Origin of the sequence: Gordonia alkanivorans (genome assembly GCF_004011905.1) — a bacterium.
Classification (GTDB): Bacteria; Actinomycetota; Actinomycetes; order Mycobacteriales; family Mycobacteriaceae; genus Gordonia; species Gordonia alkanivorans.
In genome coordinates this window covers 3,836,311-3,854,851 of sequence record NZ_CP027114.1, presented here as the reverse complement: position 1 = coordinate 3,854,851, position 18,541 = coordinate 3,836,311, and the positions used below count along the sequence as shown (strand labels likewise).

The window sequence follows — 18,541 nt, the reverse complement described above, 5'->3', positions numbered from 1 at the left end:
GTATGATTCGTGGCTGTTCGACGAACGCCTCGGGGGGACGGGTCAGCGGCGTCGTCGGACGACCAAATCGCCGACGACTGGTTCGGACGAGGCATGGATGACACATCACCCCTCAGTGAGGGGAACCCACAAGTTGGGTACGGGGAGGGGCGCCGGGGAGGGCGCAGCAGAACGAGGGGGGTCGACCTGCTGGATCTCACTGCGGCTCAACGTGCCATGTGGTTCGCCGAGAACCTCGACGACGACCACTCGATCACCATCGCGCATTACCTGGACATCCTCGACGACGGTCGTCCGTTCGACCGGGAGCTGTTCCGTCGTGGCGTCATCGAGGGCTCGCGGGAACTCCAGACCGCCTACACCCGGATCGCCGAGGTCGACGGCACACCGATGCAGTACATCGACGAGTCGCTGCCGTTCGACGTGGTCGAGCTGGACCTCCGGGACCGGCCCGATCCCCTCGCGGCGGCCGACGACTGGATGCGCGCGGATCATGAGCGTCCGGTCGACCTGCTGAACGACCAGGTCGGCTTCGCGGCCTTCATCCGGGTGGCGGACAACCGTACCTATTGGTACATGCGCGGTCATCACATCGCCTTCGACGGTTACGGCGCGCTCGTCTGCCTGCACGAAGCGGTGGCGCGCTACAACGCAGCGGTCGCGGCCGAGACCCGCGTCCCACCTCGGCGCGCGACACTCGCCGAGGTGATCGCCGACGATGCCGCCTATCGCGAGAGCACGCGCCACGAGAAGGATCACGCGTTCTGGGCGCAACGCGCCGCCGGACTGCCCGAACGGGTGTCGCTGGCCACACATCCGGCCACTACCGGCATCAGCAACGAGACGGTGGTCGCGGCAGGGATGCTCGACGCCGACCTCGACAGCCGTCTGCGGTGTCGCGCCCGAGAGCTCGACGCCTCCGTCGCCGCGGTCCTCACCGCGGCCTTCGCCACCTTCCTCGCCCGGATGTCGGGCGCCGACGACATCGTGCTGAGCCTGCCGGTCACAGCCCGCACGACCGCCCGGATCAAACAGTCGATGGGCATGGTCTCCAACATGCTCCCGCTGCGCGTCGACGGGGTGGGCGCGGTGACCTGTGCGGAGGTCGTCGCCGCGGTCACCTCCGAGATCACCGCGGTTCTCCGGCACCAGCGGTACCGCTCCGAGGACATTCGCGCCGCAGCCGGTTTCGGTGACGCGACCGGCACATCCTTCGGTCCGCTCGTGAACCTACTGCTCTTCGACAAGCCGATCGAGATCGACGGGGCGCACGTCAGCTATCACATGCTGTCCGCGGGCATGGTCGAGGACCTGGTGATGAACGTCTTCGCCGCGGGTCCCGAGGCGCCGCTGGAGGTGGGCCTCCATGCCAACCCGGCCCTGTACGACCCCGACGAACTGGGCACCCACCGGGCGCGGCTGCTCCACGTGCTCGAGCAGTTCGTCGACGCCCCGGATCGTCCGGTGGCGGCGCTGGACCTGCTCATCCCCGGTGAGCCGGCGGCGGTCGAGCTGCTCGGTGACGGCGGCCCGGCGGTCGATGTCGCCGCGGAGCACATCCTGGCCCCCTTCGCACGACAGGTCGTCGCAACGCCGGATTCGACCGCGCTCGTCTTCGGGGACTCGCGCCTGACCTACCGCGAGATGTCGCTGGCGGTGGGCGAATTCGCGCGCGTGTTCGCGGACGAGGGAGTCGTCGCGGGGGACCGGGTGATCGTCGCTCTCGACCGCTCCCCCGAACAGGTGTGCTCGATCTATGCGGCCGTCGGCCTCGGGGCGGTGTACGTGCCCGTCGATCCGGCGGAGCCGGAGGAACGACGCCGCGCGATCGCCGCGATCGTCCGCCCTGCTGTCACCGTCGACGCGGCGTTCCTCGCCGCCCGTGGGATCGACGCGATCAACGCCGGGGCGGGTCCCCGGGCCGAGGCGCCACCCCTCCACACGCGTCCGTTGCCGCATCAGCCCGCGTACGTGATCTTCACGTCCGGCTCGACCGGTGTACCCAAGGGTGTCGAGGTCGACCACGCGGCGCTCGAGCACCGCCTCGCATGGATGCAGCGAGATCATCCGATCGGCCCCGACGATGCGGTGCTCTACAAGACCCCGGCGACCTTCGACGTGTCGGTGTGGGAGCTGTTGTGGCCCCTGCAGACCGGTGCGCAGATGGTCATCGCCGAACCGGACGGCCACCGGGACCCCGAGTACCTGCGGAGCCTCATCGACGAGGCCGCGGTCACCGTGCTGCACTTCGTCCCGTCCATGCTCGACGCCTATCTCGACGTCGTGGGTCAGACCGAGAACGGGTCGGGTACGCCGACGTCGCTGCCCGACCGGGCCCGCTGGGTCTTCACCTCCGGGGAGGCGCTGTCGGCGCAGCTGGCTCGCCGCCTCCGCCGGACCTCGTCGGCCGGCCTGGTCAACCTCTACGGTCCCACCGAGGCGGCCATCGACGTCACGTCCCATCGGGTGACTTCCGACGACACCGTCGTGCCCATCGGGCGACCGGTGGCGGGCACCGTCGTGCGCGTTCTGGATCGCCGCCTGCGGCCGGTCCCGGTCGGCGTCGCCGGTGAGCTGTGCCTGGTGGGCCCGCAGCTGGCCAACGGCTACCTCGGCGCGATGGCGCAGACCGCCTCCCGGTTCGTGGCCGACCCGTTGGGTGAGCCGGGTGCCCGGATGTACCGGACCGGCGACCTGGTGCGGTGGACGCAGAACGGAGAACTCGAGTACCTGGGTCGCAGCGACCATCAGGTGAAGATCCGCGGGCAACGGGTGGAGCTCGGCGAGGTCGAATCGGTGGTCGCGACGATGCCCGGTGTCGACGCGGTGGTCGTCGTGGCTCGGCGAGATCTCGGACCGGCGCCGGTACTCGTGGCGTACGTCCGCGGGACCTCCGGGGTCCCCGACTCGGACGCCGTCCGCGCCTTCTGCCGCCGGCGGCTGCCCGGCCACATGGTGCCGCTCGCCGTGGTGTTCCTCGACGCCTTCCCGACGAACCGCTCCGGAAAGCTCGACCAGTCGGCGTTGCCCGCCCCGGACCTCACGGACAAGACCACGGAGTTCCGTGAGGCCCGGACACCGGCGGAGAAGGCGATCGTCTCGATGGTCGCCGAGGCCCTGGGCCGGGAACGGGTCAGCCTGTCGGACAATCTCTTCGCCCTCGGCGCCGACTCACTCCTCGCAGCCCGCATGGTGTCCCGTGCCCGGATCGGACACGGTCTGACGATCGCCCTGACCGACGTCTTCGACAGTGACGACCTCGCCGACCTTGCTTCCCGCGCCGTCGTTGCGGACACCGTGCCGGAACCGCCGGAGCGTCGCCTTCCACCGCGCCCGGCGCGGATTCCGTTGTCCCAGGCGCAGACCCGGCTGTGGTTCATCAACCGCATGTCCCCGACCGAGTCGACCTACAACATGTCCGGTGCGCTTCGGCTCACCCATGCGGTGGATCCCGAGGTGCTCCATCGCGCGGCGCTCGACGTCCTCGACCGGCACGAGATCCTGCGTACCGTGTTCCCGGCGGTCGACGGCGAACCGGAACAGCGCATCCTCGACACCGCGACCGCGGGCGCCGTGTTCGACTCCGAACCGATCGATGTCGGTGAGCGGGGTCTCGATGCGGCGATCTCCGCGATCACCGAGGTGGGATTCGATCTCGCCGAGGAGATCCCGTTCCGCTTCCGCCTCCTCACCGGGGACCCTCGCGGCGACGTCGTGGTGCTCGTCCTTCACCACATCGCGGCCGACGGGCATTCGTTGCGGCCGCTGCTCCGGGACCTGATGACGGCCTACGAGAGCAGGCGCGCCGGGGAACAACCCGAGTTCACCCCGCTCCCGATGCAATACGCCGATGTCGCCGTCGAACGCGCCGAGGTCCTCGGAACCCCGGAACGGCCGTCGCCCGCGCTGGTCGAGGGACTCGAGTTCTGGCGCACCGAACTCCACGGCGCACCCGACCTTCTGCAACTGCCCACCGATCGCCCGCGCCCGCGGGTGATGTCCAGCGCGGGAGATCACCTCGACGTCACTCTGGACGCCGAGCTGTCGGCTGGGCTCCGCCGCCTCGCGACGACCCTCGCCGTCACGCCGTTCGCCGTCTTCCAGTCGGCTCTGGCCCTCACCCTCGGCAAGCTCGCCGCGGTGGACGACGTCAGCATCGGCACCGCGGTCGCCGGACGCGACGACCCGGCGGTTGCCGAACTGGTCGGCATGTTCGTCAACACCGTCGTCCTGCGCACCTCGCTGCGCCCGGACGACACCGTGCGGGATCTCGTGACCTCGGCGCATCGTCGTTGCGCGCGGGCGTTGAGTCACGCCGACGTCCCCTTCGAACGCGTCGTCGACGCCGTCGCGCCGCAACGGTCGCCGTCCCATTCGCCGCTGTTCCAGGTCGCCTTGAGCGTGCAGCCCGACCAGTTGACCGAGCTGTCGCAGTGGACGGGCTCGGCGGAACTGCTCGATGCGAGGGTGCCGGCGGCGAAGTACGACGTCACCGTCTCGGTGACCGAGCGCACTCACGACTACGAGGTCGAATTCGCCTATGCCACCGACCTGTTCGATGAGCAGACGATCCGCGACATGGCGAGCCGGTTGCGCCTGGTCCTGAGCCAGATGGTGTCGGCGCCCGACCGTTCCCTCGCCTCGATCGACCTGCTCGGGCCCGACGCGCTCCGCGCACTCGCCGCACCGTTTCGCGGCGCGCAGCAGGAGACGACCCTCGCCGAACTCATCGCACGGGGAATCGCGTCGGCAAATCCCTCCGCCGTCGCCCTGATGGGTGACGCCCGGGCCGGTACCGGGCGACTCACCTGGGCAGAGGTGGCGACCGCGACCCACCAGTTGGCCCGCCTCCTCGCCGACCGCGGCATCGGTCCGGGAGATGTGGTCGCCGTCAGCATTCCACGATCCCCACGGATGGTCCTCACCATGCTCGGCGTGGCGATGAGTGGCGCCGCCTTCGTCATCATCGACGCGCGGCTGCCGGTGCGCCGCCGAGTTGCGATGCTGGCCGACAGCGGCGCCGCACTCGTGATCACCGTCGACTCGGTGGTGGTCGCCGACCGTGCCGCCGACCCGGATGCCGCACCGCAGCAGCGTGACCTCGGTGTCGAGGAGTGGCTGCTCGACGACCTCGAGGTGGAGCTGAACCTCGCAGGACGCCGCGACCATCCGGTCACCGACGCGGACCGAACCCGAGGCGCTCGCGTCGACGATCTCGCATACCTGCTCTTCACCTCCGGATCGACCGGACGTCCGAAGGCGGCGGCGGTCACCCACGCGGGCCTCGCGGAGATGGTCGCCGAGCAGCAGACCCGACTCGGTGTGACCCGTGCGTCCCGCGTACTGCAGCTCGCCGCACCGGGGTTCGACGTCGCGGTCTGGGAGATCATCCTCGCGATCTGTGCGGGCGCGGAACTGGTGATCAGTCCGCCCGATGTGTTCGCCGGCCCCGAACTCGCCGACGTCATCACCCGGCACCTGGTCACGCACGCCTGCGCCACTCCGACGGCGCTCGCCACGATCGATCCGGCGGAGATCCCCGGCGTCGAGACGATGATGGTGGCGGGGGAGGACTGCCCGCCGGAACTCGTCGAGCGATGGGACGCCGATGGCAGACCGCTGCTCAACCTGTACGGTCCCACCGAGACCACGATCTGGGTGACGCTCTCCCCGCCGCTGCGCGCGACGGCGCCGGTGACCATCGGCCGGCCTATCTCCGGCGTCGGGGCACGGGTTCTCGACGCGGGACTGCGCCCGGTGCCGTCCGGCGTCGTGGGCGAACTCTATCTCGCCGGGCGGGCGCTCGGACGCGGGTACCACGGACGGGCGGGACTGACTGCGGGCCGGTTCGTCGCCGACCCCTTCGGGGCCGGCACCCGGATGTACCGCACCGGCGATCTCGTCTCGTGGACAGCCGACGGCCAGTTGATCTACCACGGCCGCAACGACTTCCAGATCAAGATCCGCGGCATGCGGGTCGAGCCGGGGGAGGTCGACGCCGTTCTGGTCACCCACCCCGACGTCGAGCACTCGGTGAGTGTCGGGATGCCGACGCCGGCGGGCGACACGGTCCTGGTCTCCTATGTGACGGGGGTGCCGGGACGCAACCCCGCCCCCGAACAGATCGTCGACCATGCGGTAGCCCATCTGCCGGCGCACCTCGTCCCGCACACCGTCCAGGTGCTCGACGAGTTCCCGGTGACCCGGACCGGCAAGGTCGACCGGCGCGCGCTGCCGGCCGTCGAGATCTCGCCCGCACGCGAATACGTCGCTCCCCGCAGCCGTCTCGAGGCGGCCGTGGCGCAGATCTTCGCCGACGTGCTCGGACTCCAGACGGTCAGTGTGCACGACGGATTCTTCGAACTGGGCGGCAGTTCGCTGTCGGCGACCAAGGTGACCTATCGGGTGGAGCAGCACATCGACCGGCGGGTCCCGCTGGCGCTGCTGTTCGAGAACCCGACGGTGGCGAGCTTCGTCGCCGCACTGAGCACGGTCGAATCCACCGGCGCGGGCAGGGTTCTGACACCCCGGGAGCGGCCGCACATGGTCGACCTGACCGGTGTCCAACGCGGACTCTGGTCGCTCAACCAGATCGATCCGGCATCGTCGGCGTACAACGTGGGGCTCACCCTCGAACTCGACGGCCCACTCGACGTCTCGGCCCTGACCGGGGCGCTCGGCGACGTGATCGCCCGCCACGAGTCCCTCCGGACGCGCTACCCGTTGCACGAGGGGCGTCCGGTGCAGGTCATCATCCCGGCCGCCGATGCCCTGCGCGGCTTCCGGGTGGCCCTCGTCGACACCACCCCGGACCGCGTCGAGGAGGAGATCGCCGCCGTCGTCGAACCGGGCTTCGATCTGACCGGCCCCAACGCGGTCCGTGCTGCGATCCTCCGGCTCGCCGCCGACCGTCACCTCCTCGTCTTCGTGGTGCACCACATCAACGCCGACGGCGGTTCGTTGCGGCCGCTGGCCCGCGACCTCACCACCGCCTACCGCGCCCGGATCGATGGGCAGGCGGGTCCCTGGACCGCGGTCGTGAACCCGGTGCGGGTGCAGTACGCCGACTACGCGATCTGGCACGCCGAGCGACTGTCGTCCGAGGCGTCCGGCGGAATCACCGAGGAGCAGGCCCAGCTGGAGTACTGGGAGCAACGCCTCGGGACGGTCCGTGAACCCGCCGTGATCCCGACGGACCGGCCGCGTCCCGTGGAACCCCGGCACCGCGGAGACGTGGTCGACGTGAGTGTCCCGCCGGAGACCGCGACGGTGCTCAAACACCTTGCGCGCGTGAACAACACGACGCAGTTCGTGGTGATGCACGCAGCGCTCGCCGTGTTGATCGGCCGGCTTTCCGGCCGCGAGGACGTCGTGATCGGCACGCCGTTCGCGGGCCGCGACGATCCCGCTCTCGCCGACATGGTCGGCATGCTCGCGACCACGGTGCCGCTGCGTACCCGTCTGCGTCTCGACGAACCGTTCGACGAGCTGCTGCGACGCGTACGGACCGAGGACGTCACCGACCTCGCCCACGCCGACGTCGCCTTCGACCAGATCGTCGACCACCTGAACCGCGTCGGGAAGGGACCGGCTCGCCGGGGCCGGCACAACCCGCTGTTCTCGGTCATGCTCTCGTACCAGAACCTCGACATCCCCGCGATGAGCCTCGACGGTCTGTCCGTTCGTCTGCGACCGTCGTCGTCTCTGGCGGCCAAGGTCGACCTCGAGATCATGGTGTACCCCGACGACCTCGACGGGGTGGACCGGGGTGGTGCGCTCGGTGGCCAGATCGCCTACGACACCGACCTCTTCGACCGTGCCGGAGCCGAACGGATCGCGGAGCGGTACCAGAACCTGCTCATCGACATCGCCGCCCGGCCGGGGACGCCGGTGGGCGACCTGTCGATCTGGGCCGACGGGCAGTCGGCCGAGATCGTCGACGCCGAGCAGCCGCTGCACGAACTCGTGTCCACGGTCGCGGCGACGGCGCCGGATGCGGTGATCGGCATCCCCGGGGCACCCTCGGTCACGTTCGCCGATCTCGAGGCCACCTCGGTGGCCATGGCGTTCTCCGTGCCGGACGAGGACCCGTCGGAGGCCTTGACGGTCGCGGTCACCACGCTCCTCGCCGACGCCGACCGGACCATCGACGAGGTGTTCGCGTGCGTCCGCACCGCGGCGACGACCGCCCTGTCCGGGCGCGTCGACGCAGTGCCCGGTGACGCAATCCCCGGTGAACCACGACGGAACCGGGTGGAGCCCGCGTGACGTCGGACACCTCGGTTTCGCGCAGCGTCGGGGCGCGCACGTCCGCGGGGTCCACACAGCCGACGGCGCTGCGCAGGCTCACCTTCGCCGCGACCCACGCCGCCGACGCCGAGGCGATGGTCGGGGCCAACGGGCCGGTGACGTTCCGCGAGTTCCACCGCCGGGTGACGGTCGCGGCGACCACCCTGGCCGCGCGCGGCGTCGACCCGACCCCGGCGCTACGCGCAACGGTCACGGCTCTGCTGCCGCGGACGGGGACCACTCCGGCACAGTTGGCGGCGACAGCCGGTGAGGTCCTCGCCGACCTGGAACGGCGGATCGACGATGTCCTCGGCGCGGGCGATGTCGAATCGCTCCCGGGCCTGTTCCGGGTGTCGGCACACCGGCGCCCCGACGCCGTCGCCCTCACCGATCTCCACGGCGCAACGATCACCTACCGCGACCTCGACGACCGGACGGAGCGACTGGCCCGCGCGCTCGCCGTCGCCGGCGCCGGGCCGGAAACCCTGGTCGGCGTGGCGATGCCGAGGTCGGCGGACCTCATCGTCGCGCTGCTCGCGGTGCTCAAGACCGGTGCGGCATACCTGCCGCTCGACCGGACGCATCCCATCGCGAGATTGCGCACCATCGTCGACGACGCCGCGCCGGTGCTCGTCCTCGCCGACCCTGAGACAGCGGCCGCGTGGTCGGACATGCCCGCGCGCATCTCGACACCCGACGATCTGACGGCCTGGGCGGAACCTCTCCCGGTGACGGGACTTCCCGAACGCGTGGGGGCTCACTCGAGTGCCTACGTCATGTACACCTCCGGTTCGACGGGGGTGCCCAAGGGGGTCGTGGTCACCCACGACAACGTGATCTCGCTGGTCGTCGCGCTCGACGCGCTGGTCGAGAGCACACCCGACGACGTGTGGTCGATGTTCCACTCCTACGCCTTCGACGTATCGGTGGGGGAGCTCTGGGCCGCACTTCTCGCCGGGGGACGTCTCGTCGTGCTCGACCACGCCACCACCCGTGCCCCGGACGACGTGGTCGAGGTGTTCGACCGCGAAGGCGTCACGATCGTCAACTTCACCCCCTCGTCCTTCTACCAGTTCGCGGCGGCGGTACGCCCGCCCCACGGCTCTGCACTGCCGGAAACGGTTCGACGACTCCACTTCTCGGGCGAGCTCCTCGACTACGAGCATGTGCGCAAGTGGCAGGCCGACCGCATCGCCGACGGTTCGCCGACCAGACCGGGAGCCGACGTCCCCGGTCCGCAGCTCAACAACATGTACGGGCCCACCGAGACCACGGTGTACATGACGCGCCGTGATCTGACGCGCGAATTCGTCGAGACCGCAACGGCTTCCGACATCGGTGGGCCGCTACTGGGTTCCCGTGTGCATGTCCTCGACGGCCGGCTCGCGCCGCTGCCCGACGGCGTGCCCGGGGAACTGTACGTCTCGGGCCTCCAGGTCACCCGGGGCTTCCTGCGACGCCACGGTCTGACGGCGACACGCTACGTCGCCGACCCGTTCGGTCCGCCGGGCAGTCGGATGTACCGGACCGGTGACGTCGGTGTCGCCCGCAACGGATCGATCGAATTCGTCGGCCGCCGCGACGGACAGGTGAAGCTGCGCGGTTTCCGCATCGAACTCGGCGAGGTCGAGTCGGCGATGTCCGCGATCGACGGCATCGACGCGGCCGGCGCCGACATCCGGATGCGCGGCGACACCGAGCATCTCGTCGGCTACCTCGTTCCCACGGCCGGCAGAGCCCCGGACGAGGCGACCGTCCGGGACCGGCTCGCTGCCGCGCTGCCGGAGTACATGGTGCCGACCCTGTTCGTGTGGCTCGACGCGCTGCCGCTCACGGTCAACGGCAAGCTCGACCGCGCGGTCCTGCCCGAACCGGACACCACCGACGACACCGGAACCCACGAACCACCGGCCACACCCACCGAGGAACGGCTCGCCGCCCTCCTCGCGGAGATCCTCGGCGAGACCGAGATCAGTGTCACCGCATCACTGTTCGACCTCGGCGGCAACTCGCTCACCGCGACTCGCGTCGCCGCACGCGCCGCCGAGGACTTCGGGACCACGGTGGCGGCACGCGATCTGTTCACGACCCCCACGGTCCGCGCACTCGCCGCGGCGATCGACACGCGTCTCGCCGAGGGCGACCGGCAGGAGTCCACGCGACCGCCGTTGCGTCCGGTGGAACGGACCGGTCCGCTTCCGCTGTCGCCTGCCCAGCGACGGATCTGGTTCCTGGAGACCATGAACCCGGGCGGACCGGCCTATCTCATCCCGGCCGTCTTGCGCCTGCGCGGGCGAACCACCGCCGATCTGCCCGGCCCACGCCTGGAACCGGCTTCGGTGGCCGCGGCGCTCGATGACCTGATCGCCCGCCATGAAACGTTGCGCACGCGGTTCGTCGCCGTCGACGGCGTTCCGCAGCAGATCGTCGACGATCCCGACACCGCCCGGCACGACGCGCGGGTGGATCCGCCGATCGACATGCGCGGCTCCGGGTCTGCCGGGGTGACCGCGACCGTCGCCGACATCGTCACGCGCGGCTTCGACCTCGAGCGGGGAGCACCGGTGCGCGCGCGCCTCATCCGGGTCGCCGACGACGAGTGGGTGCTCGTCCTGGTCGTCCATCACATCATCGGCGACGGTGGGTCGATGGCGCCGCTGGTGGCCGATTTCGTCGAGGCCTACCAGGCGCGGCAGTCCGGTCATGCGCCCGAATGGTCCCCGCTGCCGGTGCATTACGCCGACTATGCGGTGTGGCATCACGAGATCCTCGGTGATCTCACCGACCCCGAGTCGCTTGCAGCACGCCAACTCGGTTACTGGAGAACGCAACTCGCCGACGCCCCGGAACTCACCGATCTGCCGCTGGATCGCCCGCGGGCGGCTCTGCGCGAGGAGAGCGGTGCGGAACTGTCGACGGTGATCGATGCGTCGACCTGGTCACGCCTGCGCGAACTCGCCGACCGGCACGACGCGACCATGTTCATGTGCGTGCACGCGCTTCTCGCGGTCACCCTCCTGCGGTCGGGAAGCAGCACCGATCTGGTGATCGGCACACCGGTGGAGGGGCGCGGCGACCGTCGGCTCGACGGCCTCATCGGGATGTTCGTGAACACCCTCGCGCTGCGCACGCCCCTGCGCCGCGATGCGGACTTCGCCACGGTCCTCGCGGCCTGCCGCGAGACCGACATCGCCGCACTCGATCACGCCGACCTGCCCTTCGAGACGGTCGTGGAGGAGGTGACGACCGCCCGCAGCACCGCACACCCGCCGCTGTTCCAGGTGGCGCTCGCCTTCCAGAACACCGACCGGCCGAGGGTCGAACTCCCCGGTCTGGTCGTCTCCGAACTCGAGGCCCCGGTCACCAGCGCCAAGGTCGACCTGCAGGTGACCGTTGTCGACCCGCCCGGTCGACCCCGCGACGAGGACACCCCGGTCGTGATCACCTATGCGACGGCGCTGTTCGACCCCGACACCGTCGCCGATCTGGCGCGTCGTCTGCTGTCCATCGCGCATGCGGTCGTCGAATCGCCGCAGACCCCGATCGGTGACCTCCCGACCGGGGAGCCCGACGACGCCCCGGCTCTCCTGAGCTCACCGGCCCTGGCCGAGAAGAAGGTCACGCTGCCCGGGCTGTTCGACGCCGCGGCGGCCCGCAACCCCGACGGTGTCGCGGTCACCGACGGTGACACCACGCTGACCTACGCCGAACTCGACATCGCCACACGACTGGTCGCCGCGGAACTGCGGTCGCGGGGCGCACGACCGGGCGCGGTGATCGCGCTGGCCGTGCCGCGATCGTTGTTAGGCACGGTGGCCTTCTGGGCCATCGTCCGCACCGGCGCCGCGGTCGGTCTCATCGACCCGTCGCAGCCCGCCGAACGCATCCGCTACATGACCGGCACGCTGGCCGCGACGCTCGGCGTCACGAGTTCGGCGCCCGGTGCGCCGGGCTCCTCGGACGCACGGGCCGAGGCCGACGACGGCACGACCTGGCTCCTCGTCGACGACCTCGTCGACCTGACCGATCCCACCCGGTGGGCATCGCAGCCGGTTGCCCTCGACAACCCGGTGCCCGACGATCGGATCGACGACACCGCCTACATCATCTTCACCTCGGGCTCGACCGGGCGACCCAAGGGCGTCGCGGTCTCGCACCGCGGGCTCGCGGATCTGGTCGCCGACGCCCGGTCCCGATTCGACCTGAGCCCGGAGTCACGGGTACTGCGTTTTGCCGCACCGGGATTCGACGCCTCGGTGTTCGAGACCCTCGTCGCGGTTGCCGGGGCCTCGACGATGGTCGTGGTGCCGCCGGGGGTCACCGGCGGCCGCGAACTGGCGTCGGTCATCGCCGACGAGTCCGTCTCGCACCTGACGATCACGCCGAGTGCGCTGGCCACGGTGCCCGCCGCCGAGATGTTCCCCGACCTCCGGGTGGTGTGCGTCGCCGGCGACGCCTGCTCACCCGAGCTCGTCCGCGCCTGGTCGGACGGGCGTGCGATGTACAACCTCTACGGGCCCACCGAGGCGACGATCTGGTCGACCGCCTCCGCCGCGATGCGTCCGGGACAACCCGTCACCATCGGCGGACCCATCGCGGGTGTGGGTGTACTCGTCCTCGACGCGCGACTCCATCCGGTCCCGCCCGGCGTCGCGGGCGAGCTGTATCTCGTCGGCCCGGCGCTGGCCGTCGGCTACCTGAACCAGACCGCGCTGACCGCCGAGCGGTTCGTCGCCGCACCGTTCGGGCGGCCGGGTGAGCGGATGTACCGGACCGGTGACCTCGTCCGCCGGCGCCGCCGGGACGGCCGATGGGAACTCGACTTCCTCGGCCGCAGCGACTTCCAGGTGAAGATCCGCGGATTCCGGATCGAGACGGGCGAGATCGACGCCGTCCTGGAAAGCTCTGCCGCGGTCGACTTCTCGACCACCGCCGGCATCGCGCACCCGACGTCGGGTGAGACCGTGCTGGTGTCCTGGGTCCACGGCAGCGACGGCGCGGCCGTCGACGTGCCGGCGCTGACCGCCCATGCGGCCCGGCATCTGCCTGCGCACATGGTGCCGACCGCGATCGTCCCGCTCGACGAGATCCCCCTCGCGGCGACCGGCAAACTCGACCGCGCCGCACTGCCGGCACCCGAGTTCTCGAGTGGCGTCCACCTCGAACCGCGCACCGACACCGAACGCGCGGTCGCGGCGGTCTTCGCCGAGGTCCTCGGCATGGAGGGCGCGGCCGGCGGCCCGGGCGTCTCGGCGCTCGACTCGTTCTTCGATCTCGGCGGTACGTCGCTGTCCGCGACCCGAGTGGTCGCCCGCCTCGGCGCGGAGTTCGGTGTCGAGATCGGGGTGCGGGTGATCTTCGAGGCCCCGACCGTCGAGGCCCTCGCGACGCTGCTCGACACCGGCGGGATCGATGGTCGCGCAACCGGTCCCGTGCCCGGCGTGATGGCGCGACCCGAACCGGTCCCGTTGTCCTACGCCCAGCGGCGGATGTGGTTCCTCAACCAGTTCGACCCGGGCTCTGCCGCATATGTGATCCCCATCGTCGTGCGACTGCACGGCGACCTCGACGTGGACGCGATGCACGAGGCGATCAACGACGTGGCCGAGCGGCACGAAGTGCTCCGCACGATCTATCCCACCGATCCGGAAGCAACAGACGCAGCCGAACCCATCCAGGTGGTGCGCAAGTCTCACCCCGGCCTGGTCCCGGTCGGACACACCGTCATCTCCGGGATCGCGCCGGACAGCCTGGTCGCCGAGGAGATCACCGCCACGATCTCACAACCGTTCGACGTGACCCGCGATCTCCCTCTGCGTGCGCGGATCCTCAGCTCCACGGACACCGATCACGTACTCGTGATCGCGCTCCACCACATCGCCGCCGACGGCGAGTCCGCGCCCATCCTCGCCCGCGAGGTCGTCGAGGCCTACGACGCACGCCGCAGCGGCCAGGCTCCGCAGTGGACGCCGCTGACCCTGCAGTACGCGGATTACGCGGTGTGGCAACGGCATCGGCTCGGAGATCCGGCCGACCCGGACTCGGAGATGTCACGCCAGTTGTCCTACTGGACGCAGCAGTTGCGGGGGCTGCCGGATGTCCTGCCGCTGCCCGTGGACCGGCCGCGCACCGTCGAACCCGATCCCAGTGCGGCGACCGTACGGTGGTCGTTGCCGGCGCCGGTGGTCGCCGGTCTTCGCCGCCGCGCCTCCGAGCAGCGTGCGACGCTGTTCATGGTCCTGCACACCGCGGTGGCGGCTGTTCTGGCGCGGCTGACGTCGACCGCCGAGATCGCGGTCGCGACCCCGGTCGCGGGACGTGGGCACCGCGTCCTCGACGAGCTGATCGGGATGTTCGTCAACACCGTCGTACTGCGCGTCGACGTGGATCCGCAGCTCACCGGCGGGGCCCTCCTCGACCGGGTCAAGCTGGCCGACCTGACCGCCTTCGATCACGCCGAGGTGCCGTTCGAGCGCGTCGTCGACGCCGTCGATCCGCCCCGCACGGAGAACGTCGAGCCGCTGGCACAGGTGATGCTGGTGCACGCCGCCGGTGCCGAGCCGGCCGTGACCGGCGCGACCATGGGGGACCTGACCGCCGAGTTCGTCGAGATCGACGACACCACCGCGAAATTCGACCTCACCATCGGTACCCGCGAGGGCGTCGACGGGACGCTCGCCGGGTCGATCACGTACGCCACCGCTCTGTTCGACCAGGAGACCGCGGAGACGATCTCCGCCGCGCTGGAGTCCACCCTCACCGTTCTGGCCGACGACCTCGACGTGCCGGTCGCGGACATCCCGCTGCTCACCGAGGCTCAGCAACAAGCCCAGTACGAGCTCGGACTCGGCCGCATCGTGACCCTGCTGCCGGAGACACTGGCGGATGCCGTGGTCGCCGGGTCCCGGATCTCACCGGACGCGGTCGCGTTGCGCTGCGCCGGCCGGTCGATCACCCATCGGGAGTTCGCCGCCCGGGTGGCGGTGGTCGCGCGAGAGCTGATCGCCGCCGGCGTCGGCCCGGAAGACAGTGTCGCCGTGTGTATACCGCGATCGGTCGAACTGGTGGTCGCGATCCACGCGGTCCTCGCCGCGGGCGGCCAGTACGTCCCGGTGGCCACCGATGCGCCGGTGGACCGGGTGCGCTACATGATCGACACCGCGCGAGCGGACATCGGTCTCGTCGCACCCGGCGCGGCAGGCCCCGATGAAGCGGACGGTACGACGATCGGCGGCGTCGTGAACCGGGTGATCGTCGTCGATTCCACCGACCCGGTGGATCTCGACACCACCCCGGTCACCGACGCCGAACGGCGGGCGCCGCTCCTGGCCGACCACGCCGCCTACACCCTGTTCACCTCCGGGTCCACCGGCCGGCCCAAGGGCGTGACCGTGACCCACCGGGCCGTGATGAACCGATTGCTTTGGGGCATCCAGGAATTCGGCATCGGCCCTGACGACGCGGTCCTGTTGAAGACGCCGGCGACCTTCGACGTGTCGGTGCCCGAGCTCTTCACCCCGCCGATCACCGGCGCCCGGATGGTCATCGCACCCGACGATGCACACCTCGACCCACACGCCATCGCCCGGCTGATAGACGACGAGCAGGTCTCCACCGTGCACTTCGTCCCGTCGTTGCTGACGGTCTTCGTCGAGGTCCTCGACCACACGGGGGGCGGGGTGCCGCGGAGCCTGCGACACCTCTACTGCTCGGGCGAGGCGCTGGCGCCGGCCACCCTCGCCGCGGTGCGCGCCGTCCTGCCCCGGGTGCGGGTCCACAATCTCTTCGGTCCGACCGAGGCCGCGGTGGAGGTCACCGCCGCCACCCTCGGCGATCACCGCGAGGTGGTGCCGATGGGCCGGCCGATCTGGAACACGCAGAGCCTCGTCCTCGACGACCGTCTACGGCCGGTACCGACCGGCGTCGCCGGCGAACTGTATCTCGGCGGTGTCCAGCTGGCCCGGGGGTATGCCGGGCGCGCCGATCTGACCGCGGACCGTTTCGTCGCCGACCCGTTCGGGCGAGGGGACAGGCTCTACCGCACCGGGGACCTGGTCCGCCGCAACCGCTCCGGCGAGCTGGAGTACCTGGGCCGCAGCGACTTCCAGGTGAAGCTCCGCGGCCAGCGGATCGAGTTGGGCGAGATCGAGTCCGTGCTCGCGACCGTCTCCGGGGTACGGCAGGCCGCGGTGACCCTGGCGCGGTCCCCGGGCGGCGCGGAGCATCTCGTCGGGTACCTGATCGGACCCGAGAGCGCCGACAGCGTCCGCCGTGCGCGGGAGGCGGTGGCGGCTTCGCTGCCCGCCTACATGCGGCCCACGCTGTGGGTCACGCTGCCCGATGCGCCGCTCAGTAGCGCCGGAAAGCTCGACCGGAAGGCGCTTCCCGCGCCGCTTTTCGACATGCTGGTGCACACCGGGTCCGATGCGGAGCCGGTGACGGACACCGAACGCGTCGTCGCCGGGATCGTCGCCGCCGTCCTCGGTGTCGAACAGGTCCCGATGACCAGTTCGTTCTTCGCTCTCGGCGGCGATTCGATCGCGTCGATCCGCCTGACCTCGATGCTGCGGGCCGCCGGTTTCGGTCTCACCCCGCGTGACGTGTTCGGCGCCGCGACGATCCGCGACCTCGCGCAGCTGTCCCGGCATGAACCCGACGCGGTGCTCGACGAGCTGTCCGGCGGCGGCATCGGACCGGTCGCGTCGACGCCGGGCGTGGCGTGGATGCTCGACCTCGCCGATGGGCTCGACGACATCGCCGACTTCTCGCAGAGCACGGTGCTGACCCTGCCGGCCGACATCGACGAAGACGCCCTGCGCGCCGTGACCGCTGCGGTGGTGGCAGCGCACCCGATGCTCACCGCGTCGTTGCAGATCGGCGAGGACGGCGATCCCGTCGTGATCGCCGGAGCCGGAAGCGCCCACGACGTCCTGGTCGAGATCCTCGACCCGGTGCGGCCGGCCACCGGTTCTGCGGCAGCCACTCTCGGTGAGGCGGTGCGAGAGGCGCATCGACGTGCTCTCGGCGCCCTCTCACCCGAACGGGGACGACTCGTCGCGGCCGTGGGAGTGCGGGTCGCCGACGGCCGGGACACGGTCGGCCGGTTGGTGATCGCGATCCATCACCTCGGCGTCGACGCGGTGTCGTGGCCGACCATCGTGTCCGGCCTGGCCCGCGCCTGGTGGCAGTACCGCAGCGGCGACCAGCCGCAGGTCACCGCCCACGGGACGTCTTTCCGCCGGTGGGCGCAGGTGTTGTCCGAACTCGCCGACCGCGAGCACGAGATCGACTGGTGGACCGAACAGCTGCCACCGTCGTCCGACTCGGTGCTCGATCCCGTCCGAGATCGGTTGCGAACCACCGTCTCCACGACCCACGTCGTCGGACCCGATCGCACCGAGTCCGTGCTGGGTCGGGTCGCGGATGCGTTCGGCGCCCGCGCCGACACCGTGGTCGCCGCGGCCCTCGCCTACGCCCTCGCCACCGGGACGGCCGCCGGTCGACTCGGGTACGACGCCCGCACGGTGTCGGTGCTCCTGGAGAACCATGGGCGCGAGGAGTCCGTCGCCCCGGGCGCCGACCTGAGCGAGACCGTCGGCTGGTTCACCTCCTTCGTCCCGGTCGGCGTCGAGATCCCCGAGACCGGGACCTCACCCGGACGCGACCTGGCGACGATCCTCAAGTCCCTCAAGGACCGGCAGAAACGCATGCCCGACAACGGCATCGCGTTCGGTCCGCTGCGCTGGTCACGGCCTGGGTCGCCCCTCCGTGACCGCCCGTTACCGCCGGTGACCGTCAATTACCTGGGGAGTCTGGCCGGTTCGGAGGACGACGCCGACACGACGGCCACCGAGTTCCTTCCGGTCGGCGACGCGCCGGTGCTCCCGCCGTCGGTGACCGGCGACATGGCGGCTCTCGCCGCGCTCACCGCAACCATGGGGACGGTGCCGTCCCCGCGCGGGCGCTCGTTGCGACTGGATCTCTCGGCGCCCGAAGCGGTACTCGGTCGCGACGTCCTCGACGACATCGCCTCTCGATGGGATGCCGCACTGTCCTCGCTGACCGCATACGTGGAATCGGTGGGGGATCCGGGGCCCAGCGAGACCGACGTCATCGGCGGGGGAGTCTCGCAGACCGAGATCGACGATCTGGTCGAGAGGTACTCGGCGGGTCGTTCCCACACCGCGCCGGCGATCTGGCCGCCGACCCCGCTGCAACAGGGGTTGATCTACGAGGCCGAACGACTCGCCGG

The 18,541-nt window shown here is 70.7% G+C and carries 2 protein-coding genes (1 of these 2 cut by a window edge); both read left to right on the top strand.

What is annotated here, in order from left to right; translation table 11 throughout:
- Positions 1 to 93: 93 nt before the first annotated feature.
- Complete coding sequence (locus tag C5O27_RS17480; RefSeq protein ID WP_127963255.1) at positions 94 to 8,268, top strand: amino acid adenylation domain-containing protein; 8,175 nt, start codon at positions 94 to 96, stop codon at positions 8,266 to 8,268.
- A protein-coding gene (locus C5O27_RS17475) for a non-ribosomal peptide synthase/polyketide synthase (RefSeq protein WP_127963254.1) crosses the window boundary here: on the top strand, positions 8,265 to 18,541 show its beginning. The gene runs 15,730 nt beyond the window's last position; the window shows 10,277 of its 26,007 coding nt (coding positions 1–10,277); the start codon lies at positions 8,265 to 8,267; its stop codon lies beyond the right edge, outside the window. Before C5O27_RS17480 ends, C5O27_RS17475 begins: the two co-directional genes overlap by 4 nt.